Source organism: Streptomyces sp. NPDC028308, assembly GCF_055565855.1.
In genome coordinates this window covers 40169-63285 of record NZ_JBVHTO010000018.1, presented here as the reverse complement: position 1 = coordinate 63285, position 23117 = coordinate 40169, and the positions used below count along the sequence as shown (strand labels likewise).

General features: G+C 72.3%; 23 protein-coding genes. 13 read left to right on the top strand and 10 right to left on the bottom strand.

Annotation, left to right across the window (positions count from 1 at the left end; translation table 11 throughout):
* Positions 1-153 precede the first annotated feature (153 nt).
* From ACZ4VA_RS35700 to ACZ4VA_RS35680, 5 genes are all read right to left on the bottom strand, one after another.
* Positions 154-783, bottom strand: a complete 630-nt coding sequence (locus ACZ4VA_RS35700) for a TetR/AcrR family transcriptional regulator (RefSeq protein ID WP_356169473.1) — start codon at positions 781-783, stop codon at positions 154-156.
* Entirely contained in the window at positions 780-1460 is a 681-nt protein-coding gene (locus ACZ4VA_RS35695; RefSeq protein WP_468084054.1) for a DUF4166 domain-containing protein, read from the bottom strand. Before ACZ4VA_RS35695 ends, ACZ4VA_RS35700 begins: the two co-directional genes overlap by 4 nt.
* On the bottom strand, positions 1457-2209 hold the full coding sequence (locus ACZ4VA_RS35690) for a hypothetical protein (protein ID WP_468084052.1): 753 nt from the start codon (positions 2207-2209) through the stop codon (positions 1457-1459). Before ACZ4VA_RS35690 ends, ACZ4VA_RS35695 begins: the two co-directional genes overlap by 4 nt.
* A gap of 208 nt (positions 2210-2417) precedes the next feature.
* Positions 2418-2711, bottom strand: coding sequence for an MTH1187 family thiamine-binding protein (locus tag ACZ4VA_RS35685; protein ID WP_355785692.1), 294 nt, complete (start codon positions 2709-2711; stop codon positions 2418-2420).
* Positions 2708-3055 carry a DUF3817 domain-containing protein gene (locus ACZ4VA_RS35680; protein WP_355785695.1) on the bottom strand — a complete coding sequence of 116 codons (348 nt, stop codon included), beginning with the start codon at positions 3053-3055 and terminating at the stop codon, positions 2708-2710. The genes ACZ4VA_RS35685 and ACZ4VA_RS35680 overlap by 4 nt, the downstream gene beginning before the upstream one ends.
* A 201-nt stretch (positions 3056-3256) precedes the next feature.
* Between ACZ4VA_RS35680 and ACZ4VA_RS35675 the strand changes: the two genes are divergently transcribed.
* The 4 genes from ACZ4VA_RS35675 (at position 3257) to ACZ4VA_RS35660 (ending at position 5904) form a co-directional block, all read left to right on the top strand.
* Complete coding sequence (locus ACZ4VA_RS35675; RefSeq protein WP_355785698.1) at positions 3257-3889, top strand: AIM24 family protein; 633 nt, start codon at positions 3257-3259, stop codon at positions 3887-3889.
* A 1-nt stretch (position 3890) separates the two neighbouring features.
* Entirely contained in the window at positions 3891-4541 is a 651-nt protein-coding gene (locus ACZ4VA_RS35670; RefSeq protein WP_355785714.1) for an AIM24 family protein, read from the top strand.
* Entirely contained in the window at positions 4538-5335 is a 798-nt protein-coding gene (locus tag ACZ4VA_RS35665) for an AIM24 family protein (protein WP_355785701.1), read from the top strand. The genes ACZ4VA_RS35670 and ACZ4VA_RS35665 overlap by 4 nt, the downstream gene beginning before the upstream one ends.
* Positions 5336-5427: 92 nt before the next feature.
* Positions 5428-5904 carry a MarR family winged helix-turn-helix transcriptional regulator gene (locus ACZ4VA_RS35660; protein WP_121406028.1) on the top strand — a complete coding sequence of 159 codons (477 nt, stop codon included), beginning with the start codon at positions 5428-5430 and terminating at the stop codon, positions 5902-5904.
* A gap of 3 nt (positions 5905-5907) precedes the next feature.
* Here the strand turns inward: ACZ4VA_RS35660 and ACZ4VA_RS35655 are convergent, their stop codons facing one another.
* Together ACZ4VA_RS35655 and ACZ4VA_RS35650 are read right to left on the bottom strand one after the other, a co-directional pair.
* On the bottom strand, positions 5908-7341 hold the full coding sequence (locus tag ACZ4VA_RS35655; RefSeq protein ID WP_452922127.1) for a sensor histidine kinase: 1434 nt from the start codon (positions 7339-7341) through the stop codon (positions 5908-5910).
* Entirely contained in the window at positions 7338-8000 is a 663-nt protein-coding gene (locus tag ACZ4VA_RS35650) for a response regulator transcription factor (protein WP_355794075.1), read from the bottom strand. Before ACZ4VA_RS35650 ends, ACZ4VA_RS35655 begins: the two co-directional genes overlap by 4 nt.
* 127 nt (positions 8001-8127) lie before the next feature.
* On the opposite strand from ACZ4VA_RS35650, the gene ACZ4VA_RS35645 reads away from it, so the two are divergent.
* Complete coding sequence (locus ACZ4VA_RS35645) at positions 8128-8706, top strand: PepSY domain-containing protein (protein WP_356169459.1); 579 nt, start codon at positions 8128-8130, stop codon at positions 8704-8706.
* 479 nt (positions 8707-9185) lie between these two features.
* Here ACZ4VA_RS35645 and meaB read toward each other — a convergent pair whose 3' ends face one another.
* Positions 9186-10142, bottom strand: coding sequence for a methylmalonyl Co-A mutase-associated GTPase MeaB (meaB, locus tag ACZ4VA_RS35640; RefSeq protein WP_355792008.1), 957 nt, complete (start codon positions 10140-10142; stop codon positions 9186-9188).
* A gap of 97 nt (positions 10143-10239) precedes the next feature.
* Complete coding sequence (locus ACZ4VA_RS35635) at positions 10240-11442, bottom strand: acetyl-CoA C-acetyltransferase (protein WP_468084047.1); 1203 nt, start codon at positions 11440-11442, stop codon at positions 10240-10242.
* A 148-nt stretch (positions 11443-11590) separates the two neighbouring features.
* Between ACZ4VA_RS35635 and mce the strand changes: the two genes are divergently transcribed.
* From mce to ACZ4VA_RS35600, 7 genes are all read left to right on the top strand, one after another.
* On the top strand, positions 11591-12031 hold the full coding sequence (gene mce / locus ACZ4VA_RS35630) for a methylmalonyl-CoA epimerase (RefSeq protein WP_355792002.1): 441 nt from the start codon (positions 11591-11593) through the stop codon (positions 12029-12031).
* A 255-nt stretch (positions 12032-12286) separates the two neighbouring features.
* The gene (gene scy, locus ACZ4VA_RS35625; protein WP_356169450.1) at positions 12287-16135 is read left to right on the top strand and encodes a polarized growth protein Scy; all 3849 of its coding nucleotides are present in this window, start codon (positions 12287-12289) and stop codon (positions 16133-16135) included.
* 183 nt (positions 16136-16318) lie between these two features.
* A complete protein-coding gene (locus tag ACZ4VA_RS35620) occupies positions 16319-17254 on the top strand; it encodes a coiled-coil domain-containing protein (RefSeq protein WP_121406020.1) in 936 nt (311 codons plus the stop codon).
* Positions 17255-17375: 121 nt separating this feature from the next.
* Positions 17376-18365 carry an ABC transporter ATP-binding protein gene (locus tag ACZ4VA_RS35615; RefSeq protein WP_356169448.1) on the top strand — a complete coding sequence of 330 codons (990 nt, stop codon included), beginning with the start codon at positions 17376-17378 and terminating at the stop codon, positions 18363-18365.
* Between the two features lie 2 nt (positions 18366-18367).
* On the top strand, positions 18368-19138 hold the full coding sequence (locus ACZ4VA_RS35610) for an ABC transporter permease (RefSeq protein WP_356169445.1): 771 nt from the start codon (positions 18368-18370) through the stop codon (positions 19136-19138).
* Between the two features lie 254 nt (positions 19139-19392).
* On the top strand, positions 19393-20631 hold the full coding sequence (locus tag ACZ4VA_RS35605; protein WP_356169443.1) for an ABC transporter ATP-binding protein: 1239 nt from the start codon (positions 19393-19395) through the stop codon (positions 20629-20631).
* Positions 20628-21473, top strand: coding sequence for an ABC transporter permease (locus ACZ4VA_RS35600; protein ID WP_468084043.1), 846 nt, complete (start codon positions 20628-20630; stop codon positions 21471-21473). The genes ACZ4VA_RS35605 and ACZ4VA_RS35600 overlap by 4 nt, the downstream gene beginning before the upstream one ends.
* Before the next feature lie 29 nt (positions 21474-21502).
* On the opposite strand, the gene ACZ4VA_RS35595 is transcribed toward ACZ4VA_RS35600, so the two are convergent.
* The gene (locus ACZ4VA_RS35595) at positions 21503-21844 is read right to left on the bottom strand and encodes an ATP/GTP-binding protein (RefSeq protein WP_355791413.1); all 342 of its coding nucleotides are present in this window, start codon (positions 21842-21844) and stop codon (positions 21503-21505) included.
* Between the two features lie 220 nt (positions 21845-22064).
* Between ACZ4VA_RS35595 and ACZ4VA_RS35590 the strand changes: the two genes are divergently transcribed.
* Positions 22065-23093 (top strand): LLM class flavin-dependent oxidoreductase, encoded by a 1029-nt coding sequence (locus ACZ4VA_RS35590; RefSeq protein ID WP_356169440.1) that lies wholly within the window; start codon positions 22065-22067, stop codon positions 23091-23093.
* Positions 23094-23117: the final 24 nt, after the last annotated feature.

Sequence of the window (23117 nt, the reverse complement as noted above, 5' to 3'; positions counted from 1 at the left end):
ACGGGAGCCGCACCGGCCGGCGTCACGGCCGCGGGCACGTCCACGGGAGGCGCGGAGCCAGGCCGGCGGGCCCGCCCCCGGCGTCGGCCGCGGGGCGGGCGGGGGCGCGCTAGGGCGGCGCCGGGCAGCGGCGCCGCCTCGGGCGGGCGGAGCTCAGGGGCGGGACCGGCGCAGGTGGTGGCGGACCGCGCGCTGGGCCACCGGGCCCAGGGACTCGACCGCCGAGAGCAGGACGGCGAGCTGGTCCAGCGCGGCGAGGGCCACTCCGGCCCCCTCCGGGTCGACGCCCTCGTACAGCTCGATCCCGACGAAGGACGCGGCGACCGCCCGCGCCAGGCCCGCCGGGTCGGTGAACTCCCCGAACGGTGTGCCGGCCAGGACCCGGGTGAGGACCTGCTCGATCTCCGTGATCCACAGGTCGAGGCCGGCCGCGGTGGCCGGCGCGATCCGGGGATGCGTCTGCGCTCCGGCGAGCAGCTGCCCGAGGACGGCGACATGTCCGCCGGCGCGTTCCTCCACGTGCATCTCCCGCCCGAAGGCGAGGAGTTCGGACAGGGACGAGATGCCGGCGAGGCGTTCGCGGTGGCGGGCGACCCGCTGCTCGGCGCCGTACCGGCAGGCGGCCGCGAGCAGTTCGTCGACCGTGCCGAAGTGGTAGAAGACCAGCGCCTGGTTGACCCCGGCCGTCGCGGCGATCGTGCGGGCGGAGGTCTTGGCGATGCCCTGCTCCGTGAGCGTCCGCAGCGCGCCCTCCAGGAGTTTGGCCCGGGTCGCCTCGCTCACGCGCGGGCCTCCTCGCGCACGGGACGCAGCCCGGCCCGTACGCCGCTGGTGCGGACGTCGGCGTACGTGGCCCGGAAGGAGCCCTCGTACCCGAACAGCGGGCCGAAGCGGCGGTTCACGACCCGCACCCGGATGCGGAAGCGGCCGGTGGTGTCGTCGAAGGACTCGCGCACCTCGGCCTGACCGCCGAGGAGTTCGGGGACCCGCAGGTCCACCGGGCCCTCACGGAAGCGGTGTTCCCCGGAGCGGACGAGCAGGGAGCCGTCGGCCTCGGCGCTGAAGTGGAGGTCGCTGGCGAGGTGTTGGTGGGTGCCGAGGTAGTCGAGGACGCGGTCGCCCCGGGGGCCGAGCACCATCTGGGCGTCGAAGCGCCGGGGGCCGCCGGGCAGGTCGAAGGTGCGCACGAACGTCACCGTCTCACGGCCGAACCCGTCGGAGTACGGCACGTTCTCGATGGTGAAGGGGACGTCGCGGCCCGCGCGCGGGACCAGGATGTGGCGGGTGCCGCCGAGGGCGAGGAACGGCTTCACGAAACCGCGGCCGTGCCAGATCCGGTCCATGACGCCGTGGCCCGTGCACGCCTCGCCGGACGTGAGGCCGACGGAGAAGCGGCGGCGCAACTGCGGGTGCAGCCGGTCGAAGTCGGTACCCATGACGGTACGGAAGATCGAGGTCACGACGGCTGCTCCAGGGTGGCGAGAAGGCGCGGGGCGTGGGTGCGGGCCGGCGGTGTGCGCAGGCAGCGGCGGGCGGCCGGGGTGCCGGGCAGGGGTGCAGCCAGCAGGGCGAGGGCGACGGCGACCAGGCACAGCAGCGGGCAGAGGTAGGCCGCCGCGGGCGACAGCGGGCCGAACGGGCCGGTGCGCGGGGCGAGTCCGAGGCCCGCGCACCCGGCCGTGGCGAGCAGGGCCCGCGCCAGCAGCTCGGCCGCCCAGTTCCGCCGCGCCCGCTCCGGGGTGATGCCCCGCTCCACCCAGAGGCGCAGCCGGTCGAAGGACCAGGCGGTGGCCCAGCCCATCAGCGGCCGGAAGAGGAGACGGTCGGCCAGAGCGCCGGGGCGGCCCCAGCGCGGGCGGTAGTCGTACCCGGTGAGGAAGCGGACCCCGTCGCCGTCGGGCACGTAGCGCCAGTAGCCGCTGCCCTCGGCGAGCGGGGAGAGCGGGTGCGGTGAGGCGAACCGCAGCGCGGAGGTGCGGGTGCTGTCCGGGCGTTCCCGTTCGCCGGCCGAGACGCCGGTGCCGGAGACGGTCAGCAGCGGCAGCACGCGCGTGGCGTACCGGAAGTGCCGCGGTGCGCCGGGCGCGTGCGGGAGCGGGGCGATCTGGGTGAACCTCAGGTCCCAGCGCTGGTGCCGGCCGGGGTCCTGCGTGCGCTCCCACACCGTGTCGAGCGGCCCCCGGATGCGCGCCTCCACGTAGATCCCCATCACGAACCCCCCAGCTCGGCCTGCCGATTGAGCGACTGCTCAAATCAACTGGACGGGATCGTAGCGTCGTTTGAGCGATCGCTCAAACCCCTTGGCGCGCGAAGAGGCGCCGCCGGGACGGACACCGTTCCCGAGCAGGCGCCCCTGTGCGGCGGCACGGAAAAACCCCGGTCCGCCGGACCGGGGTTCACGTGGAGCTGTTCGGTGGCTACGCCGACAGGTGGCGTTCCACCGTCGCCACCTTGGACGTCAGGCCGTCGGTGACGGAGGGCCTGATGTCGGCCTTCAGGACGAGGGAGACCCGGGGCGCCCGCCGCTCCACGGCGGCGACCGCACGTTTCACCACGTCCATGACCTCGTCCCACTCCCCCTCGATCGAGGTGAACATGGCGTCGGTGCGGTTCGGCAGGCCCGACTCGCGGACCACCCGGACCGCGTCGGCGACGTACTCGCCCACGTCCTCGCCGACTCCCAGCGGCGTCACGGAGAAGGCGACGATCATGACGCCTTCACGACTCCCTCGCGGCGGGCGCGGGACGCGATGACCGCGTCCTCGGCCTCGCGCCGCAGCTTGCGCTCGGCGAAGAACCCGCCGGTGGGCAGCACGGAGAGCACGAAGTAGAGGGCGGCGGTCCCCAGCGGCCACTTCGTGCGGTTCCAGGCGTCGGCCCAGAAGATCACGTACAGGATGAACAGGACACCGTGGATCGCGCCCATGACGGGCACCGCGTTGAAGTCCGTGGTGCGCTTGAGCACCGAGCAGACCAGCAGCAGGAGGAAGGACACGGCCTCGGGCGCCGAGACCAGGCGCAGGCGGCGGAGGGCGGTGGCGGTCTTCAGGTCCACGGGTCACCTTCGGGGGATTCGCTGTCGGCGGGCAGGGGCGCTTTGTGAACGCACGCACAAGCGTTCCTTCATTGTGGCATCCGGGCCGGAGCGCCCTGGTCCGGGGGTGACGGCCCTCCCCGTCAGGGTGCGCTCGGGGTCGTTCTCCACCCTGAGGCCCTGTCGGCGGCCACCTCCGGCGGCTACCTTCACACCGTGGCGATGTTCCGACTCCAAGGCAGCAAGGTGCTGGCCGTAGACATGACCGGCGACGCCGTGAAGGCGAAGAACGGCTCGATGGTCGCGTACGACGGGCAGATGGCCTTCAAGAAGCTCAGCGGCGGCGGTGAGGGGATACGGGGGATGGTGACCCGGCGTCTCACCGGCGAGCAGATGATCATGATGGAGGTGAAAGGGCAGGGGACCTGCTATTTCGCCGACCGGGCCTCCGAGATCAATCTCGTGAACCTCCAGGGGGACAAGCTGTACGTCGAGTCCAGCAACCTGCTCGCGACGGACGCCGGCCTGCGGACGGGCACGTCCTTCACCGGCCTGCGCGGCGCCTCCCAGGGCAACGGCCTGTTCACGACGACCGTGGAGGGCCACGGCCAGGCGGCGATCATGTCCGACGGCCCCGCGGTGGTCCTGCGGGTCAGTGCCCAGTACCCGCTGACCGTCGACCCGGGCGCGTACATCGCGCACCAGGGCAACGTGCGGCAGTCCTTCCAGTCCGGTGTGACGTTCCGCACGTTCATGGGCGAGGGTGGCGGCGAGGCCTTCCAGATCCGCTTCGAGGGCGACGGCCTGGTCTACGTCCAGCCCAGCGAGCGCAACACGATCGCGGGGGATGTGTGACATGCCCTTCCGCGAGATCAACTCGAAGATGATCGAGGCGACGGTCCTGCCGGGCCAGCGGCTGTTCAGTCAGCGCGGCGCGATGCTCGCCTACAAGGGCGAGGTCTCCTTCACGCCCAACATGCAGGGCGGCCAGGGCGGGGTGATGTCCATGATCGGCCGCCGCCTGGCGAACGAGGCCACCCCCCTGATGACCGTCGAGGGCTCCGGCACCGTGTTCTTCGGGCACGGCGGCCACCACATCGAGGTCATCACCCTCACCGGCGACACCCTGTACGTGGAGGCCGACCGGCTGCTCGCCTTCGACGGCACGCTGGAGCAGGGCACGATGTTCATGGGCTCGCAGGGCGGGGTCATGGGCATGGTGCGCGGCCAGGTGACGGGCCAGGGCCTGTTCACCACGACCCTGAAGGGCCACGGCGCGGTCGCGGTCATGGCGCACGGCGGTGTGGTCCAGGTCCCGATCACCCCGCAGCGCCCGGTCCACGTCGACCCGCAGGCGTACGTGGCGCACCACGGCGACGTGCGCAACAAGCTGTCGACGGCGCTCGGCTGGCGGGACATGGTGGGCCGCGGCTCGGGCGAGGCGTTCCAGCTGGAGCTGAGCGGCAGCGGTGCGGTGTACGTCCAGGCCTCGGAGGAGAAGCTGTGAGCGCGTACGGGGCCCAGGGCCCGGTGATCTTCGACCCGGCGACCCTGCCGGTCGACGACAACGTGAACAAGTACACCTTCTGCGTGGAGCTCAAGGGGAGCCAGTGGTTCCTGCAGAAGGGCAAGATGATCGCCTACTACGGCTCGATGGAGTTCAACGGCATCGGGCACGGCCGGCTGGACCGTCTGGTGCGTACGTCGTTCCATTCGCCTCTGCACGCGAGCGACTGGGTGGTGGCCGAGGGCTCGGGCAAGATGCTCCTCGCTGACCGGGCCTTCGACGTGAATTCGTACGACCTCGAAGAGGGCAACCTGACCATTCGCTCGGGCAACCTGCTCGCTTTTCAGCCAAGTCTCGCGCTGAAGCAGTCGATCGTCCCGGGCTTCCTGACGCTCATCGGAACGGGCAAGTTCGTGGCCGCGTCGAACGGCCCCGTGGTGTTCATGGAACCGCCGATCCGGGTGGACCCGCAGGCGCTCGTCGGATGGGCCGACTGCCCCTCCCCCTGCCACCACTACGACCACGGCTACATGACAGGTGTCATGGGCGGTCTACGTGCGATGACGGGCATCGGCGGGGCCTCCGGCGAGGAGCACCAGTTCGAGTTCGTGGGGGCGGGTACGGTGCTGCTCCAGTCGTCCGAGGCACTGATGGCCGAGCAGGCCACCGGAGCGGTCCCGCAGCAGGCCGGCGTACCGGGCGGCGGCGGGGTACCGGGTCAGCCCGGAGGGCAAGCCGGCGCACCGCGTCTTCCCGGACAGCTGGGGGACCTCCAGCGTCGCTTCGGGCTGTGAGCGGTAGTCTGCGGAGTGTGACGTCGAACGCGTGCGCGTAGTCACACCGCCCTCACTAGTTCGCCTTTCAACCTTTTAGGTAGACTTCATTCATGGAGACCGAGACGGCCACGCGCTGGCTGACCGATGCGGAGCAGTGCGCCTGGCGCACCCACCTGGAGGTCAACAGGCTGTTGACGTATCAGCTCGAGAAGGACTTGCAGCCGTTCGGACTGACGATGAACGACTACGAGATCCTGGTGAATCTCTCCGAGTCGGAGGACGTCCGGATGCGGATGAGCGACCTCGCGTCCGCCACCCTCCAGTCCAAGAGCCGCCTCTCGCACCAGATCACCCGCATGGAGAACGCGAACCTGGTACGTCGTGAGAACTGCGAATCCGACCGACGAGGACTGTACGCGGTCCTCACCGACCACGGCCTGGAGACGATGCGGAAGGTCGCCCCGCACCATGTGGCGTCCGTCCGCCGGCACTTCATCGACCTGCTCTCCCCGGAGGCCCTGAACGACCTCCACAAGTCGCTGACCCCGATCGCGGAGCAGCTGCGGGGCCAGCGGGGCCGTCCCTGACCGTCACCCGACCCCGGCGCCCCGTGCCGACCGGCCCACGGGCAGCCTGAGTTCGAAGAGCGCCCCACCTCCGGGCGCCTCGCGGACGGTGAGCGTGCCGCCGTGCCGCAGCGCGACGTCGCGGGCGATGGCGAGGCCCAGACCGGCCCCGCCGTCGTCGCGGCTGCGGGCGTCGTCGAGCCGTACGAACCGCTCGAAGATCCGCTCCCGCTCCGCCACCGGCACGCCCGCGCCGTCGTCCGCGACCCCGAGCACGGCCCGGGCGCCCTCCCGGCGCAGGGTGACCGCGACCCGGGCGCGCGCGTGCCGGCCCGCGTTGTCCAGCAGGTTGGCCAGCAGCCGCGCCAGCTGCCCCCGGGAGCCGGTCACCTCGACCGCCTCGGCGTCCGCCGTGACCCCCGTGCGCCCGGCCGCCTCCTCCCGCACGAGCGCGCCCAGGTCGAACCGGGCGTCCCCGGGCCCCTCCCCCGCGTCCAGCCGCGCCAGCAGCAGCAGATCGGCGGCGAGCCGCTGCAGCCGTACGGTGTCCTCGACCGCGCCCGCGACGTCCAGCAGCCCGGGATGGGCCGCGCCCACCTCCAGCTGGGTCCGCAACGAGGCGATGGGGCTGCGCAGTTCGTGCGAGGCGTCCGCGACGAACCGCCGCTGCCGCTCCACGGACGCCTCCAGGGCGGCCAGCGTCTCGTTGGTGGTCCGGGCGAGCCGGGCGACCTCGTCGTGCGTGGCGGGCACCGGCACCCGGCGCGCAAGGTCCTCCGAGGCCGTGATCGCGGCCATCTCCGTCCGGATGCCCTCCACCGGGCGCAGCGCCCGCCGGGTGACCAGCCAGGTCACACCGGAGACCACGGCCAGCAGCAGCGGGAACCCGATCAGCATCACGGTCAGCGCGGTGCCCACGGCGCTCTGTTCGGCCGACAGCGGCGAACCGGCGTACACGGTGAGGTCGCCCTTGTCCTCGACGCTCACCTCCACGGCCGCGAAGCGGTAGTCGGCGCCGTCCCCGTCGATCGTGGCGGGCCCCTCGCTGTACTCCACCTCGTCGCCGATCTCGCCCGGTTCCGGCGAGTCGTCGTCCCCGCGGTCCTCGCCGCCGTGGTCGTCGCGCCCGGCCGCCGCCGGGGACACGGGCCGCACGGTGTCGACGCCGGTGCCGCTGATCCGCTCCAGGTGCTCGCTCACGGCGACCAGCCGCCCGGACCCGTCCACCACCTGCACCGGCTGGTCGTCGTCCAGCGACAGCTCGTCGTAGGGGGTCCCGCCGGCCAGGTCGGCGGCCACCTCCCGCGCGGTGCGCTCGGCCTGCGTACCGGCCTGCACGATCAGGTTGGACCGCAGCGAGAGCAGTACGGCGGTCCCGGCGGCGACCAGCGCGATCGCGACGACGACGGTGGCGCCGAGGGTGGCCTTGGCGCGGACGGAGCCGAAGAGGCGCCTCATCGGGCGTCCAGCCGGTACCCGGCGCCGCGCACGGTCCTGATCAGCTCGGCCCCCAGCTTGCGGCGCAGCGTGCTCACGTACACCTCGACGATGTTCGGGTCCCCGTCGTACGCGAAGTCCCAGACGTGCTCCATGATGTCGGCCTTGGAGACCACCTCGCCGGCCCGCACGACGAGCTGCTCCAGCACGGAGAACTCCTTGGTGGTGAGGGCGATCTCGTCCTCGCGGAGGAACACGCGCCGGGCCGCCGCGTCCAGCCTGAGGTCGCCGACCACCCGCACCGGCGAGGCCCCGGACGTGCCGCGCCGGCGCAGCAGGGCCTTCACCCGCGCCACCAGCACCACATACGAGAACGGTTTCGTCAGGTAGTCGTCGGCGCCCGTGTCGAGGCCCTCCGCCTCGTCGTACTCGCCGTCCTTGGCGGTGAGCATCAGGATCGGCACGTCGTGGCCGGCGGCGCGCAGAGCGGCGCAGACGCGGTAGCCGTTCATGCCGGGCAGCATGATGTCGAGGATCACGAGGTCGTACGTCCCCTCACCCGCCTGGTGGAGGCCCTCCCGCCCGTCGTGGACGACGTCCACGGCGAAGCCCTCGGCGGTCAGTCCCCTCGCGAGCGACAGGGCCAGCCGCTTCTCGTCCTCCACGATCAACAGGCGCATGCGCCCAGCGTCGCAAACCGAAGCTGAAGAGGGCTTCAGGCGGCTTCAGGCCGGGTTCAGGTCCGCCGGGCAGATTGATCCCGTCGAAACACGGCGTCACAGTCCACACACACCGGGAGGAACCCCCATGAAGCGCAACCTCGTCATCGCCACCGTCGCCGCCGCGACCCTCGTCGCGGGCGGCTCCGCCACGGCCCTCGCGGTCTCGGGCGACGACGACACGCGGCGGTCGAGCGTACGGGACGCGGACGACGACCGGAACGACGACGCCCGCGACAGCGAGGACGCCGCCGCGACCTCCGCGAAGGTGAGCGCCGCCGAGGCCGTCGACGCGGCTCTGGCCCGTACGCCGGGTACCGCCGTCGGCGTGGACCTCGACGACGACGGGGGCCCCGTGGCGTGGGAGGTCGACGTGCTGGCCGGGAGCGGCGCCTGGCACAGCGTCCGGATCGACCCCGGCACCGGCAAGGTCCTCGGCTCCGGGGCCGAGGACGAGGACGACGCCGCCGAGGTCCGGGTCGCGCTGAAGGGCGGCTCCACGTCCGCGGCGGAGGCGGCTCGGGCCGCCGCCGCGAAGGGGACGGTCACGTCGGTCGAGCTCGACGAGGACGCGGGTGCGTGGGAGGCGGAGACCCGCACCGACGGCAAGCCCCAGGACTGGCAGATCTCCCTGACCAACACCCAGGTAACCCCGGACGCCAGCTGACACGCCCTCAACATCTTTGAGGGAGGGCCCACTTAGCCCGCACGACCGCCTAGGTGGGCCCACTCCCCCCTCGCTCTCATCGGCACCCGGTGCCGCAGCTGGGTGGGGGTGGGTCGGCGAGCCCGGCGCCTACGGGGAGCCGCCTGCGCCCACCCGTGCCGCCCCGAGCGGCACGCATGCCCGCAGCGGGAGCGGGCGGACGGCCGCACCCGGCCAGGGGTGGGCGTCGCCCAGCGGCCCGCACCGGAGCCACCGCGCCCGCGCCCCCGCGGCTCAGCCCCCACGGCCCGCAGTCGCCCTGCGACGGAAGGGGCCGTGCCGGTACATCAAATGGCCGTCGAGACGGGGACGTACCCGACCGAGGAACGCTGGTAACGGGGGCCGGCAACGACTACCGACGGCCGGATGTACCGGCACGGCCCCGACCCACCCACCGGACCAAAGGCGCCAGGCGCCCACCGGGCCGGACGCCACACACCTCAGCCCCGCGTAAGCCCCGCCACCAGTTCGTCCGCCGCCCCGTACGGGTCCAACTCGCCCGACACGATCCGCTCCGCCAGCGCGCTCAGGCGGCGGTCGCCGTGCAGGTCGCCGATCCGCTCCCGCAGCGCGGTGACCGCGATCGTCTCGACCTCGCGAGAGGCCCGCGCCAGCCGCCGCTCGGCCAGCACCCCGCGCTCCTCCATCCACGCCCGGTGCTTCTCCAGGGCCTCGACGACCTCGTCGATGCCCTCCCCGCGCGCCGCGACCGTCTTCACGATCGGCGGCCGCCAGTCCCCCGGCCCCCGGGACTCCCCGAGCCCGAGCATGTGGTTCAGCTCGCGGGCCGTCGCGTCGGCCCCGTCCCGGTCGGCCTTGTTCACGACGTACACGTCACCGATCTCCAGGATCCCGGCCTTGGCCGCCTGGATCCCGTCCCCCATGCCGGGGGCGAGCAGCACCACGGACGTGTCGGCCTGCGAGGCGATCTCCACCTCGGACTGCCCGACGCCGACGGTCTCGACCAGGACGACGTCGCAACCCGCCGCGTCCAGGACACGGATCGCCTGGGGGGCCGCCCAGGCGAGCCCGCCCAGGTGCCCGCGGGTGGCCATCGAGCGGATGTACACCCCCGGGTCCGACGCGTGCTCGGACATCCGCACCCGGTCCCCGAGCAGCGCACCACCCGAGAACGGCGACGACGGGTCGACGGCGAGCACCCCCACCCGCCGGCCCAGCCGCCGGTAGGCGGTCACGAGCGCCGACGTGGACGTCGACTTACCGACACCCGGCGACCCGGTCAGCCCGACGACGTAGGCGTTCCCGGCGAGCGGAGCCAACGCCGCCATGACCTCGCGGAGCTGCTCGGACGCCCCCTCCACCAGGGAGATCAGCCGGGCCACGGCCCGCGGCCGTCCTTCCCTGGCCTGGGCCACCAGTGAGGAGACGTCCTGCATCACAGCTCCGTTCAGTCGAGTCGTACGAAAGGGGCGAACAGCGGTCCGACGGGACGAGCACCCGGGATCACCCCGCCGGCGGGACGAACCCCCGGTGTCAGGCCTTGGGTACCCGCACGATCAGCGCGTCACCCTGCCCACCGCCACCGCACAGCGCCGCCGCGCCCACGCCACCACCGCGCCGCTTGAGCTCCAGCGCGAGGTGGAGGACGAGCCGCGCACCGGACATCCCGATCGGGTGACCCAGCGCGATCGCACCACCGTTGACGTTCACCTTGTCCGAGGTCACGCCGAGGTCCTTCATCGACTGCACGGCGACCGCGGCGAACGCCTCGTTGATCTCGATCAGGTCAAGATCCGCGACGTCCAGGCCGTCCTTCTTGAGGGCGTGCTGGATGGCGTTGGACGGCTGCGACTGCAACGAGTTGTCCGGCCCGGCCACGTTCCCGTGCGCGCCGATCTCGGCGATCCACTCCAGACCCAGCTCCTGCGCCTTGGCCTTGCTCATCACGACCACGGCGGCGGCGCCGTCCGAGATCTGCGAGGAGGTGCCAGCGGTGATGGTGCCGTCCTTGGTGAAGGCGGGCCGCAGCTTGCCGAGCGACTCGGTGGTGGTGTCGCCGCGGATGCCCTCGTCCTGGCTGAAGACGACGGGCTCGCCCTTGCGCTGCGGGATCTCGACCGGCGTGATCTCCGCCTCGAAGATCCCGTTCTTCTGGGCGGCGGCGGCCCGCTGGTGGGACAGCGCCGCGATCTCGTCCTGCTCGGGACGGGCGATGCCGAGACGGGTGTTGTGCTTCTCCGTCGACTCGCCCATGGCGATGTTCTCGAAGGCGTCCGTCAGCCCGTCGTACGCCATGGCGTCGAGCATCTGGATCGCACCGTACTTGTAGCCCTCACGGGACTTCGGGAGCAGGTGCGGGGCGTTCGTCATGGACTCCTGGCCGCCGGCGACCACCACGTCGAATTCGCCGGCGCGAATGAGCTGGTCGGCGAGCGCGATGGCGTCGAGGCCCGACAGACACACCTTGTTGATGGTGAGCGCCGGCACGCTCATCGGGATGCCGGCCTTGACCGCGGCCTGCCGTGCCGGGATCTGCCCCGCCCCGGCCTGCAGAACCTGGCCCATGATGACGTACTGCACCTGGTCGCCGCCGATGCCCGCACGGTCGAGGGCGGCCTTGATCGCGAATCCTCCGAGGTCGGCTCCGGAGAAGGACTTCAGCGAGCCGAGCAACCGTCCCATCGGGGTGCGGGCACCCGCGACGATCACGGAGGTCGTGCTGTTCGTTCCAGACATGAGGTGCGATCCCCTTACCGGCTTGCACAGCCGAGGAGTGAACGAGGGTTTACTGAGAATGTACTGAGCGGTACGCCACCCGTCATCCGGCCCGCGGTGTGATCGCGCGCACGTTGCGTAACCACGCCAGGAGCGCTGCACTGACTCCATGCTGACGCGAATCGACCACATCGGGATCGCCTGTTTCGACCTCGACAGGACTGTCGAGTTCTACCGGGCGACGTACGGCTTCGAGGTGTTCCACTCCGAGGTCAACGAGGAGCAGGGCGTCCGCGAGGCCATGCTCAAGATCAACGAGACGTCCGACGGCGGCGCCTCCTACCTCCAGCTGCTCGAACCCACCCGCGAGGACTCCGCCGTGGGGAAGTGGCTGGCCAAGAACGGCGAGGGGGTCCACCACATCGCCTTCGGCACCGCGGACGTCGACGGCGACGCGGCCGACATCAAGGACAAGGGCGTACGAGTCCTCTACGACGAGCCCCGCATCGGGTCCATGGGCTCCCGGATCACCTTCCTCCACCCCAAGGATTGTCATGGCGTGCTGACAGAACTGGTCACTTCGGCGGCTGTTGAGTCACCTGAGCACTGACCTCCGTATATCTGGGCCGGTAGGGTTGGGGACGGCCGCCGCCTCATCGGGGCGGCCCGGGGCCTGTCGTTGGACCGGCCCCGGGTTCTGTCTGCGACAGGACCAGGGCCGGGGTCCAGGTTTCGGGGGGCGAGCGTCGGGGCAGCAGCCCATGCTCCGCCGTTGATCTGACACCATTCCCCGGGGGCCCCGTTCGGCGGACGGACGGAGCTCGTTCGGAAAGACTTGCGACCAGGGGACGGATGGGACCGCGCAGTGCGGGGCTACGAACGCCAGGAGCGAGAGCCGGCGGCTGACGTCGACCACCTCTCTCGGTTCGAGGCCGAGATGGAACGGCTGAAGACCGAGCGGGAGAAGGCCGTCCAGCACGCCGAGGACCTCGGCTATCAGGTCGAGGTGCTGCGCGCCAAGCTGCACGAGGCGCGCCGCAGTCTGGCGACCCGTCCTGCCTACGACGGTGCGGACATCGGCTATCAGGCCGAGCAGTTGCTCCGTAACGCCCAGATCCAGGCCGACCAGCTGCGCGCGGACGCCGAGCGGGAGCTGAGCCAGGCCCGTGCCCAGACGCAGCGCATCCTCCAGGAGCACGCCGAGCAGGCCGCGCGCCTCCAGGCGGAGCTGCACCAGGAGGCGGTGACCCGCCGCCAGCAGCTCGACCAGGAGCTGGCCGAGCGCCGGCAGACCGTCGAGTCGCACGTCAACGAGAACGTGGCCTGGGCCGAGCAGCTGCGGGCCCGCACCGAACAGCAGGCGCGCCGGCTCCTGGAGGAGTCGCGTGCCGAGGCCGACCAGGCGCTGGCCGCCGCTCGTGCCGAGGCCGAGCGGATCGCCGCCGAGGCCCGCCAGCGGCTGACGAACGACGCCGAGGCGGCCCGCGCTGAGGCCGAGCAGCTGCTGCGCCGCGCCCGCTCGGACGCCGAGCGGCTGCTGAACGCCGCGTCGACGCAGGCCCAGGAGGCCACCGAGCACGCCGAGCAGCTGCGCAGCTCCACCGCCACCGAGTCGGACGCCGCGCGCCGCCAGGCCACCGAGCTGAGCCGGACCGCCGAGCAGCGGATGGCGGAGGCCGAGAAGGCGCTGCGCGAGGCGCGCGCCGAGGCCGACAAGCTGGTCGCCGAGGCGAAGGAGGCCGCCGCCAAGGCGCTGTCCAGCGCGGAGTCGGCGAACGAGCAGCGCACGCGCACCGCGAAGGAGCAGGTCGCCCGGCTGGTCAGCGAGGCGACGAAGGAGGCCGAGACCACCAAGGCGGACGCCGAGCAGCTCGTCGCGGACGCCAAGGCGGCCGCCGAGAAGATCGTCGCGGAGGCCGAGGAGAACGCGCGCAGCCTCACCGCCGAGGAGACCGCCTCGCAGCTCGCCAAGGCGGCGCGGACGGCCGAGGAGGTGCTCGACAAGGCGTCGGAGGACGCCAAGAAGACCACCCGGGCGGCGACCGAGGAGGCCGAGCGGATCCGCTCCGAGGCGGAGGCCGAGGCGGACCGGCTGCGGGCCCAGGCGCACGACATCGCCGAGGAGCTCAAGGGCGCGGCGAAGGACGACACCAAGGAGTACCGGGCCAAGACGGTCGAGCTGCAGGAGGAGGCGCGCAGGCTGCGCGGCGAGGCCGAGCAGCTGCGGGCGGAGGCGGTCTCCGAGGGCGAGCGGATCCGCGGCGAGGCGCGGCGCGAGGCCGTCCAGCAGATCGAGGAGGCGGCCAAGACCGCCGAGGAGCTGCTGGCCAAGGCGAAGGCGGACGCGGACGAGCTGCGGACGACCGCCACGGCGGACAGCGAGCGGGTGCGCACCGAGGCCATCGAGCGGGCGACGACGCTGCGCCGGCAGGCCGAGGAGACCCTGGAGCGCACGCGCGCCGAGGCCGACCGGCACCGCGCGGATGCCGTCGAGCAGTCCGAGGGCATCAAGGCGGACGCCGAGCGGGCCGCGCGGGAGCTGCGCGAGGAGACCGAGCGGGCCGTCGCCGCGCGGCAGACCGAGGCCGCCGAGGAGCTGGGCCGGCTGCGCACGGAGGCCGAGGAGCGTGTGGCCGCGGCCGAGCAGGCGCTGACCGACGCCCGCGCGGAGGCCGAGCGGATCCGCCGCGAGGCGGCCGAGGAGGCGGAGCGGCTGCGCGCGGAGGCCGCCGAGCGGATCCGCACGCTTCAGGCGCAGGCCGAGACGGAGGCGGACCGGCTGCGCACGGAGGCGGCGGCGGACGCGTCCGCGTCGCGTGCCGAGGCCGAGAACATCGCCGTACGGCTGCGTTCGGAGGCCGCGGCGGAGGCCGAGCGGCTGAAGTCGGAGGCCCAGGACACCGCCGACCGGGTACGCGCGGAGGCGCAGGCCGCGGCGGAGCGGCTGGCGACCGAGGGCGCGGAGACGCTGGCCGCCGCTCAGGAGGAGGCCGTCCGGCGCCGTCGCGAGGCCGAGGAACTGCTCGGCTCGGCGCGGCAGGAGGCGGACCAGGAGCGCGAGCGGGCCCGCGAGCAGAGCGAGGAGCTGCTGGCGTCCGCGCGCACCCGGGTGGACGAGGCCCAGGCCGAGGCCGTACGGCTGGTCGAGGAGGCCGACCGGCGCGCGACCGAGATGGTCACGAGCGCCGAGCAGACCGCGCAGCAGGTGCGGGACGCGGTGGCCGGGCTGCACGAGCAGGCCCAGGAGGAGATCGCCGGGCTGCGTTCGGCGGCCGAGCACGCGGCGGAGCGTACGCGCGGCGAGGCGCAGGAGGAGGCGGACCGGGTCCGTGCCGACGCGTACGCCGAGCGGGAGCGCGCCTCCGAGGACGCGTCGCGGGTCAGGCGGGAGGCGTCCGAGGAGTCGGAGGCCGCCAAGGCGCTCGCGGAGCGTACGGTCGCGGAGGCGATCGCCGAGTCCGAGCGGCTGCGCTCGGACGCCGCGGAGCACGCCCAGCGGGCCCGTACGGAGGCGTCCGACACGATCGCGAACGCCGATCAGGACGCCTCGCGCACCCGTGCCGAGGCCAGGGAGGACGCGAACCGGATCCGTTCGGACGCGGCGACGCAGGCGGACACCCTCATCACCGAGGCGCGGTCCGAGGCGGAGCGCCTGACCGCGGAGACGGCCGCGGAGGCGGAGCGGGTCCGTTCGGAGTCCGTCTCGAAGGCCGAGAAGCTCATCTCGGACGCGACGGGCGACGCGGAGCGGCTGCGCGCGGAGGCCGCGGAGACGGTCGGCTCGGCGCAACAGCACGCGGAGCGGATCCGCACCGAGGCGGAGCGCGTCAAGGCGGAGGCGGCGGCGGAGGCCGAGCGGGTCACGGCGGCCGCGCGGGAGAAGGCCGAGCAGACGCTCGACGAGGCCCGCAAGGAGGCCAACAAGCGGCGCTCCGAGGCGGCCGAGCAGGTCGACACGCTCATCTCGGAGACGGCGGCGGAGGCCGACAAGCTCCTCTCGGAGGCGCAGCAGGCCGCGCAGAAGACCACGGCGGACGCCGAGGCGCAGGCCGACACGATGGTGGGCGCGGCCCGCAACGAGGCCGAGCGGCTGGTGTCCGAGGCGACCGTGGAGGGCAACACCCGGGTGGAGCGGGCCCGTACGGACGCCGACGAGCTGCTGGTCGGCGCGCGCCGGGACGCGACCGCCATAAGGGAGCGCGCGGAGGAGCTGCGGGACCGCATCACCTCGGAGATCGAGGAGCTGCACGACCGGGCCCGCCGGGAGTCCGCGGAGGCGATGAAGACGGCCGGCGAGCGCTGCGACGCGCTGGTGAAGGCCGCCGAGGAGCAGCTCGCGGAGGCAGAGGCGAAGGCGAAGGACCTGGTCGCGGAGGCCAACTCCGAGGCGAGCAAGGTGCGGATCGCCGCCGTGAAGAAGGCGGAGGGGCTGCTCAAGGAGGCCGAGCAGAAGAAGACCTCGCTGGTCGCCGAGGCCACGAAGATCAAGGCGGACGCCGAGCAGGAGGCGCGGCGCATGGTCGAGGAGGGCCAGCGCGAACTCGACGTGCTGGTCCGCCGGCGCGAGGACATCAACGCCGAGATCTCCCGTGTCCAGGACGTCCTGGAGGCGTTGGAGTCCTTCGAGGCCCCGTCCGCGCCCAAGGACGGCGGGGTCAAGGCCGGCGCGGCCGTCGGAGCGCCCCGTTCGGGTGGCAAGACGTCAGAGGGCTAGCGGAGGACACCCGTTACGTGCTTGGCCAGGACCTTCCGGACTGCCCCTGGCAAGCTCTCCGGCAGGTAGCCACCCGAAAGGAGTGTCATTCTCCAGATCAAACACGTATCCGCTCGATGACACACCGCTTTGGCCCCTAGGATTCCCTCTATCACCTCACCGGTCTCATTCGACAGGAACCCCATGAGCGACACTTCCCCCTACGGCTTCGAGCTTGTGCGGCGTGGGTACGACCGCGCTCAGGTGGACGAACGCATTTCGAAGCTCGTCTCCGACCGTGACAGCGCTCTGGCCCGTATCACTGCTCTCGAAAAGCGCATCGAGGAACTCCACCTCGAGACGCAGAACGCCCAGGCCCAGGTCAGCGACGCGGAGCCGTCGTACGCGGGTCTCGGCGCGCGCGTCGAGAAGATCCTCCGCCTCGCCGAGGAGGAGGCGAAGGACCTGCGCGAGGAGGCCCGTCGCGCGTCCGAGCAGCACCGCGAGCTCGCCGAGTCGGCGGCCCAGCAGGTGCGCAACGACGCAGAATCGTTCGCTGCGGACCGCAAGGCCAAGGCGGAGGACGAGGGCGTCCGGATCGTCGAGAAGGCCAAGAGCGACGCCTCCCAGCTGCGTTCCGAGGCGCAGAAGGACGCGCAGTCGAAGCGCGAGGAGGCGGACGCCCTCTTCGAGGAGACCCGCGCCAAGGCCGCGCAGGCTGCCGCGGACTTCGAGACGAACCTGGCGAAGCGCCGCGAGCAGTCGGAGCGCGACCTCGCGTCCCGTCAGGCCAAGGCGGAGAAGCGTCTCGCGGAGATCGAGCACCGCGCGGAGCAGCTGCGCCTGGAGGCCGAGAAGCTGCGTACGGACGCCGAGCGCCGCGCCCGTCAGACGGTGGAGACCGCTCAGCGCCAGGCCGAGGACATCGTGGCCGACGCGAACGCCAAGGCGGACCGCATCCGTTCGGAGTCCGAGCGCGAGCTGGCGGCGCTCACCAACCGCCGCGACTCGATCAACGCGCAGCTCACGAACGTCCGCGAGATGCTCGCGACGCTCACGGGCGCCGCGGTGGCCGCGGCCGGCACGCCGGCCGAGGACGAGCCGATCTCGCGTGGGGTCCCGGCGCAGCAGTCCCGCTAGCCGGTAGCGAGGAACAGCGACAGCAGGGCCCGCGCCTCCGCTCCGGAGGCGCGGGCCTTCGTCGTACCCGGGCACCTCGTCTGCGGTGGCAGGCCCCGGGGGCCCGTTCTACGGTGGCCGCATGATCGAGCTCGAGGGGCTGACCAAGCGGTACGGCGAGAAAGTGGCGGTCAACAACCTCACGTTCGCCGTCAGACCGGGCATCGTCACCGGCTTCCTCGGTCCCAACGGCGCGGGCAAGTCCACCACGATGCGGATGATGCTGGGGCTCGACCGGCCCACCTCGGGCGACGTCCGGATCGACGGCCAGCGCTACGACCGGCTGAAGGATCCGCTGCGGTACATCGGTGCCCTGCTGGACGCCAAGGCGATGCACGGCGGGCGCAGTGCCTTCAACCACCTGCTGTGTCTGGCGCAGAGCAACGGCATCCCGAGCGGGCGGGTGCATGAGGTGCTCGACACGGTGGGGCTCACCTCGGTCGCCCGGAAGAAGGCGAAGGGGTTCTCCCTCGGCATGGGGCAGCGGCTCGGTATCGCGGGCGCACTGCTGGGCGACCCGCGGATCCTGATGTTCGACGAGCCGGTCAACGGCCTCGACCCGGAGGGCATCCACTGGATCCGGAACCTGATGAAGTCGCTGGCCGCGCAGGGCCGTACGGTCTTCGTCTCCTCGCACCTGATGAGCGAGATGGCGCTCACCGCGGACCACCTCGTCGTCATCGGCCAGGGCCGGCTGCTCGCGGACACGTCCATGGCGGACTTCATCGCGCAGAACTCGCGCTCGTACGTGCGGATCCGCTCGCCCCACCGGGAGGAGCTGCTCGACGCGCTGCACCGGGCGGGGGTGACGGTCCTGGAGGTGGGCGACGGAGTGCTGGAGGTGGACGGCGTGCGGTCGGAGGAGATCGGTGAGCTGGCGGCGCGGAACCGGCTCGTGCTGCACGAGCTGAGTCCTCAGCGGGCGTCGTTGGAGGAGGCGTTCATGCAGCTGACGGCGGAGTCGGTGGAGTACCACGCGCACGCCGACACCCCGCTGGACCCGGCCGGGGCGCCGCCGCCGGCACCGCCGGACGCGCGGCAGGGCTGGGGCGGCGACTGGAAGAGGGGCTGAGCATGGCGGTGACGCAGGTCGTCAGGTCCGAGTGGACCAAGATCCGTTCCGTGGCGTCCACGGTCTGGACGCTCAGTCTCGCGCTGGTCGTGACGGTGGCGCTCGGCATCCTGATCTCGCTGCTGTCGAAGAACGAGTTCGACGACATGAGCGCGCGGGACCGGCTGTCCTTCGATCCGACGTTCATCAGCTTCGCCGGCATGAGCCTCGGTCAGCTGGCGATGATCGTGTTCGGCGTGCTGGTCGTCTCGAACGAGTACAGCACCGGCATGATCCGCACCTCGCTGGCCGCCGTGCCGCAGCGGGGCACGTTCCTCTTCAGCAAGATCGCCGTGGCGACCGGTCTCGCGCTGCTGGTCGGGCTCCTCACCAGCTTCGTGACGTTCTTCCTGGGGCAGGCGGCGCTGGGCTCGCTCAGGGCGTCGATCAGCGATCCGGGCGTCCTGCGGGCCGTGATCGGCGGCGGCCTCTACATGACGCTGATCGCCGTGTTCTCGATGGGCGTGGCGACGATGCTGCGCAGTCCGATGCTCTCGCTCGGCATCCTGATGCCGTTCTTCTTCCTGATCTCCGCCATCCTCGGCAACGTGTCCGCCACCAAGAAGGTCGGCCGCTTCCTGCCCGACCAGGCGGGCAGCAGGATCCTGCGGGTGGTGACCCCGCTGGACGACGACACCCCGTACGGCCCATGGGGCGGGCTCGGCATCATGCTGCTGTGGGTGGCGGTGGCGCTCGTCGGCGGCTACGTGCTGCTGAGGAAGCGGGACGCGTGACGCCCTGACGCCCTGACGCCCTGACGCCCTGGCGTGCTGTACCGACGTCCCGTATCGGATGGTCCACTTCCGGATCACCGCTGACCAGGAACGACACGTACCTGACAAGGATGGGCACGCCTCGCTGACGACGCACCCGCGTGACCTGCGTCGTTTTACCGTCTCTTGAGTGGAACCGCCGGCGCCCGGATATCCTCCTAACCCTTACGGGGGCGTGTGCCCCGTCGTCCTGAACCTTTCGATGGGTGCGGAGCATGATCGAGGCAGTCGGCCTGACGAAGCGCTATGGCGCCAAGACGGCCGTGTACAACCTTTCCTTCCAGGTGCGGCCGGGCGCCGTCACCGGCTTCCTCGGGCCCAACGGCTCGGGCAAGTCGACGACGATGCGCATGATCCTCGGCCTCGACAACCCCTCCTCCGGGCAGGTGACGATCGGCGGCTACCCCTACCGGAAGCTGCCCAACGCCCCCCGCCAGGTCGGCGCGCTCCTCGACGCCAAGGCCGTGCACGGCGGCCGGCACGCCCGCAACCACCTGCTCTGCCTCGCGCAGCTCTCCGGCATCCCGGCCCGCCGGGTGGACGAGGTCCTCGGCGTCGTCGGCCTCCAGGACGTGGCCAGGAAGCGGTCCAAGGGCTTCTCGCTCGGCATGGGCCAGCGGCTCGGCATCGCCGCCGCCCTCCTCGGCGACCCCCAGGTGCTGCTCTTCGACGAGCCGGTCAACGGCCTCGACCCGGAGGGCATCCTCTGGGTGCGCAACCTGATGAAGTCCCTGGCCGCGGAGGGCCGTACGGTCTTCGTCTCCTCGCACCTGATGAGCGAGATGGCGCTCACCGCCGACCACCTCATCGTGATCGGGCGCGGCCAGCTGCTCGCCGACTCCAACATCCGCGACTTCATCTCGCACAACTCGGCCGACTTCGCCCGGGTCCGCACCCCGGACACCGAGCCGCAGCTGCGCGAGAAGCTGACGGCCGCGCTGACCGAGGCCGGCGGCCAGGTGCTGCCCGAGCAGGACGGCGCGCTGCGGGTGATGGGCCTGCCGCTCCCCCGCATCAGCGACCTCGCGCACTCCGCCGACGTACGCCTGTGGGAGCTGTCGCCGCACCAGGCGTCGCTGGAGGAGGCGTACATGCGGATGACGCAGGGCGCCGTCGACTACCGCTCGACCATCGACCAGAAGGCGGGCCTCCAGCAGGAGCTGCCGCCGGGCGCCCTGCCGCCCGGCATGCCGCCGCAGCAGATGCCGGTACCCGGCCAGGGCCAGCCCGGCTGGTACGCGCCGCCGCCGCCCCAGCAGGGCGGCCAGCCGTTCGCGATGCCCCAGGGACAGCCCGCCGCGGGCCCGTACGGCGCCCCCGCGGCACCCGGCCCGGGTCAGCCCAACCCGTACGCCCAGCCCGCCCCGCAGGCGCCCGCACAGCCCTCCGCGGCACCCGCCGCGCCCTCTGCCGCTCCCGACCTGAACAAGCGCGACAGCGAGGACTCCCGATGAGCACGCCCCAGCCCCCGATGCCGCAGCAGACCGCTCCCGCCCCCAACTGGCAGGCGGGGCCGGGCGGTTCGTACACCTCGCCGATCCCGGTCACCCGGACCCACCTCGTTCACGCGCTCGCCTCCGAGTGGACGAAGATCAAGTCGGTTCGCTCCACGATGTGGACGCTCGGCGTGTTCCTGCTGCTGGTGATCGGCATCGGTTTCCTGGTGGCCGCCCAGACGAGCGACGCGGACTACAGCGACGTCCCGTACACGATCCCGGCCTTCTTCGGTCTGATGCTCGGGCAGATCTGCCTGATCACGCTGGGCGTCCTGGTGGTCTCGTCCGAGTACGGCACGGGCATGATCCGTACGACCTTCACGGCCTCGCCGCAGCGCCACCGGGTGCTCGCCGCCAAGCTGCTGATCTTCTTCGCGGTCGCGTTCGTCGTCTCCGCGTTCGCCATCGGGCTGGTCGGCCTGACCACGTCGGGCCTGCACGGCGGTTCGTCGGACAACGAGTGGGGCGGCACGGTCCTCAAGGGCGCGCTGTACGTCTCGCTGCTCGGGGTGCTGGCGCTCGCCGTCGGCTCGATGCTGCGGCACTCGGCCGGCGCGATCACCACCATGCTGGGTGTCGTGCTGGTGCCGGCGATCATGCCCGCGTTCCTGATGATGTCCGAGAGCATGCGCAGCATCGGCGAGAAGATGATGGACTACAACGCCCCCAACGCCCTCGCGAAGATCTTCGAGCTGGACGGTGAGAGCGGCGGCGGCACCGCGCAGCTCGGCCTGCTCGCCGGAGTGACCGCTGCGGCGATCGCGGGCGCCTTCGTCCTGCTGGAGCGCCGCGACGTCTGAGGCCCACGGCCGCCCAGGCGGTACGGGGTTCAGAACCTCGGCGCGTTACGGGACCGCTGCACCCGCGAGGTGCGGCGGTCCTTCGCGTTCCAGCAGGCCTTGTGCCAGTGGCGCCGCTCGTCCACCCCCGAGTGCTCGGGCCATGCCACCACGTGCGGGACGCCGGAGGGGATCATCTGGTCGCAGCCGGGGCAGCGGTACGTCTTGCCCTGGGCGCTCGCGCCCGCCACGTGCCGTACGCTCCACTCCTCGCCGCGCCAGCTCTCCGTGGACTGCCAGCCCCCGTAGCGGCCGGACCGCTCGTCCTGGTCCGCGGACCCGCTCGGGCCGGGCGAGCCGGCGCCCTTCGGACGGTTGCGACGCGGGGACACAGGACACCTCACGGAGCTATACAGGGAGCAGGAGCCGCGTCCAGCCTACGCGGCGGGCGCCCGGGGTACGCGTACTCCACCAACCCCCTCCGACCCCCATCGACCGGCCCAATCTGCAGACAATCCGCAAATCTCCCCGGCAACCCGTGTCTTCGGCACGTGTCAGGGGGTTATGCCGGGTGGGGAAGCTCCGCGTCGGTGCCAAGGAGGCAGGAGTGCGATGCGCGTAGGAAGTTTTGTACTGGCGGCCCAGTTCCCGGGTCAGGGCCAGGGGGAGGCGCTGCACCGCGCGGTGCGCTCGGCCGAGGTCGCGGAGGAGGCGGGACTCGACTCGGTGTGGCTGGCCGAGCACCACTTCGTGCCGTACGGGACGTGCCCCTCGGCCGTCACGCTGGCCGCGCTGCTGCTCGGCCGCACCCGCCGGATCCGGGTCGGCACGGCGGTCAGCGTGCTGCCCACCGTGCACCCCGTGGCCCTCGGCGAGCAGGCCGCGCTGCTGCACGTGACGTCCGGCGGGCGGTTCTCGCTGGGCGTCGGGCGCGGCGGCCCCTGGGTGGACCTGGAGGTCTTCGGCGCGGGCCTGGAGGCGTACGAGAAGGGGTTCCCGGAATCACTCGATCTGCTGGTGCGCTGGCTGCGCGAGCCGTCCGTCGCTGGCACCGGTGAGCGGTTCGCCTTCCGCGAGGTCCCGGTCGTGCCGCGGCCTTCGGAGGATCTGAGCGGTGCGGCGGGCCCCGAGGTGGTCGTCGCCTGCACCTCGCCGGCCAGTGTCCGGCTCGCCGCCGAGCGCGGGCTGCCGATGCTCCTGGGGATGCACGTGGGCGACGAGGAGAAGGCCGAAATGGTCGCGTTCTGGCGGCGGCACGCACGCGCCGCGGGACGCCCGGCCGAGGAGGTCGTCGGCGCCGGTCACGTCTCGGCGGGCGTCTGCCAGATCGCCGACCGCCGCTCCGACGCGGTGGAGACGCTGCTCAAGGCGATGCCCGGCTGGCTGAAACAGGGACTGGACGCGCATGTGACGGTGGACGGCCGCGCCCGCAGCATGCGGGACCCCTGGGCGTACACCGAACTGCTCTGCGGGCTGCACCCGGTGGGGACGCCGAGGCTGTGCGCCGACCGGCTCGCGGCGACCTCGGAGCGCACCGGCATCTCGCGCTTCGCCCTGCTGGTCGAGGGCTCGGGGGATCTGGCGGCGACCGAGGAGAACGTACGACGGCTCGGCTCCGAGGTGCTCCCTCACCTCGGCTGAGCGGCCCGGTCGTTCGGGGAGCTT

Coding starts and splice junctions, on each gene's coding strand:
- ACZ4VA_RS35690 (WP_468084052.1), bottom strand. CDS start 2,209: ATGGGGATCTACGTGGAGGCGCGCATCCGGGGGCCGCTCGACACGGTG.
- ACZ4VA_RS35685 (WP_355785692.1), bottom strand. CDS start 2,711: ATGATCGTCGCCTTCTCCGTGACGCCGCTGGGAGTCGGCGAGGACGTG.
- ACZ4VA_RS35675 (WP_355785698.1), top strand. CDS start 3,257: ATGTTCCGACTCCAAGGCAGCAAGGTGCTGGCCGTAGACATGACCGGC.
- ACZ4VA_RS35670 (WP_355785714.1), top strand. CDS start 3,891: ATGCCCTTCCGCGAGATCAACTCGAAGATGATCGAGGCGACGGTCCTG.
- ACZ4VA_RS35660 (WP_121406028.1), top strand. CDS start 5,428: ATGGAGACCGAGACGGCCACGCGCTGGCTGACCGATGCGGAGCAGTGC.
- ACZ4VA_RS35655 (WP_452922127.1), bottom strand. CDS start 7,341: ATGAGGCGCCTCTTCGGCTCCGTCCGCGCCAAGGCCACCCTCGGCGCC.
- ACZ4VA_RS35650 (WP_355794075.1), bottom strand. CDS start 8,000: ATGCGCCTGTTGATCGTGGAGGACGAGAAGCGGCTGGCCCTGTCGCTC.
- ACZ4VA_RS35645 (WP_356169459.1), top strand. CDS start 8,128: ATGAAGCGCAACCTCGTCATCGCCACCGTCGCCGCCGCGACCCTCGTC.
- meaB (WP_355792008.1), bottom strand. CDS start 10,142: ATGCAGGACGTCTCCTCACTGGTGGCCCAGGCCAGGGAAGGACGGCCG.
- ACZ4VA_RS35635 (WP_468084047.1), bottom strand. CDS start 11,442: ATGTCTGGAACGAACAGCACGACCTCCGTGATCGTCGCGGGTGCCCGC.
- mce (WP_355792002.1), top strand. CDS start 11,591: ATGCTGACGCGAATCGACCACATCGGGATCGCCTGTTTCGACCTCGAC.
- ACZ4VA_RS35620 (WP_121406020.1), top strand. CDS start 16,319: ATGAGCGACACTTCCCCCTACGGCTTCGAGCTTGTGCGGCGTGGGTAC.
- ACZ4VA_RS35615 (WP_356169448.1), top strand. CDS start 17,376: ATGATCGAGCTCGAGGGGCTGACCAAGCGGTACGGCGAGAAAGTGGCG.
- ACZ4VA_RS35610 (WP_356169445.1), top strand. CDS start 18,368: ATGGCGGTGACGCAGGTCGTCAGGTCCGAGTGGACCAAGATCCGTTCC.
- ACZ4VA_RS35605 (WP_356169443.1), top strand. CDS start 19,393: ATGATCGAGGCAGTCGGCCTGACGAAGCGCTATGGCGCCAAGACGGCC.
- ACZ4VA_RS35600 (WP_468084043.1), top strand. CDS start 20,628: ATGAGCACGCCCCAGCCCCCGATGCCGCAGCAGACCGCTCCCGCCCCC.
- ACZ4VA_RS35590 (WP_356169440.1), top strand. CDS start 22,065: ATGCGCGTAGGAAGTTTTGTACTGGCGGCCCAGTTCCCGGGTCAGGGC.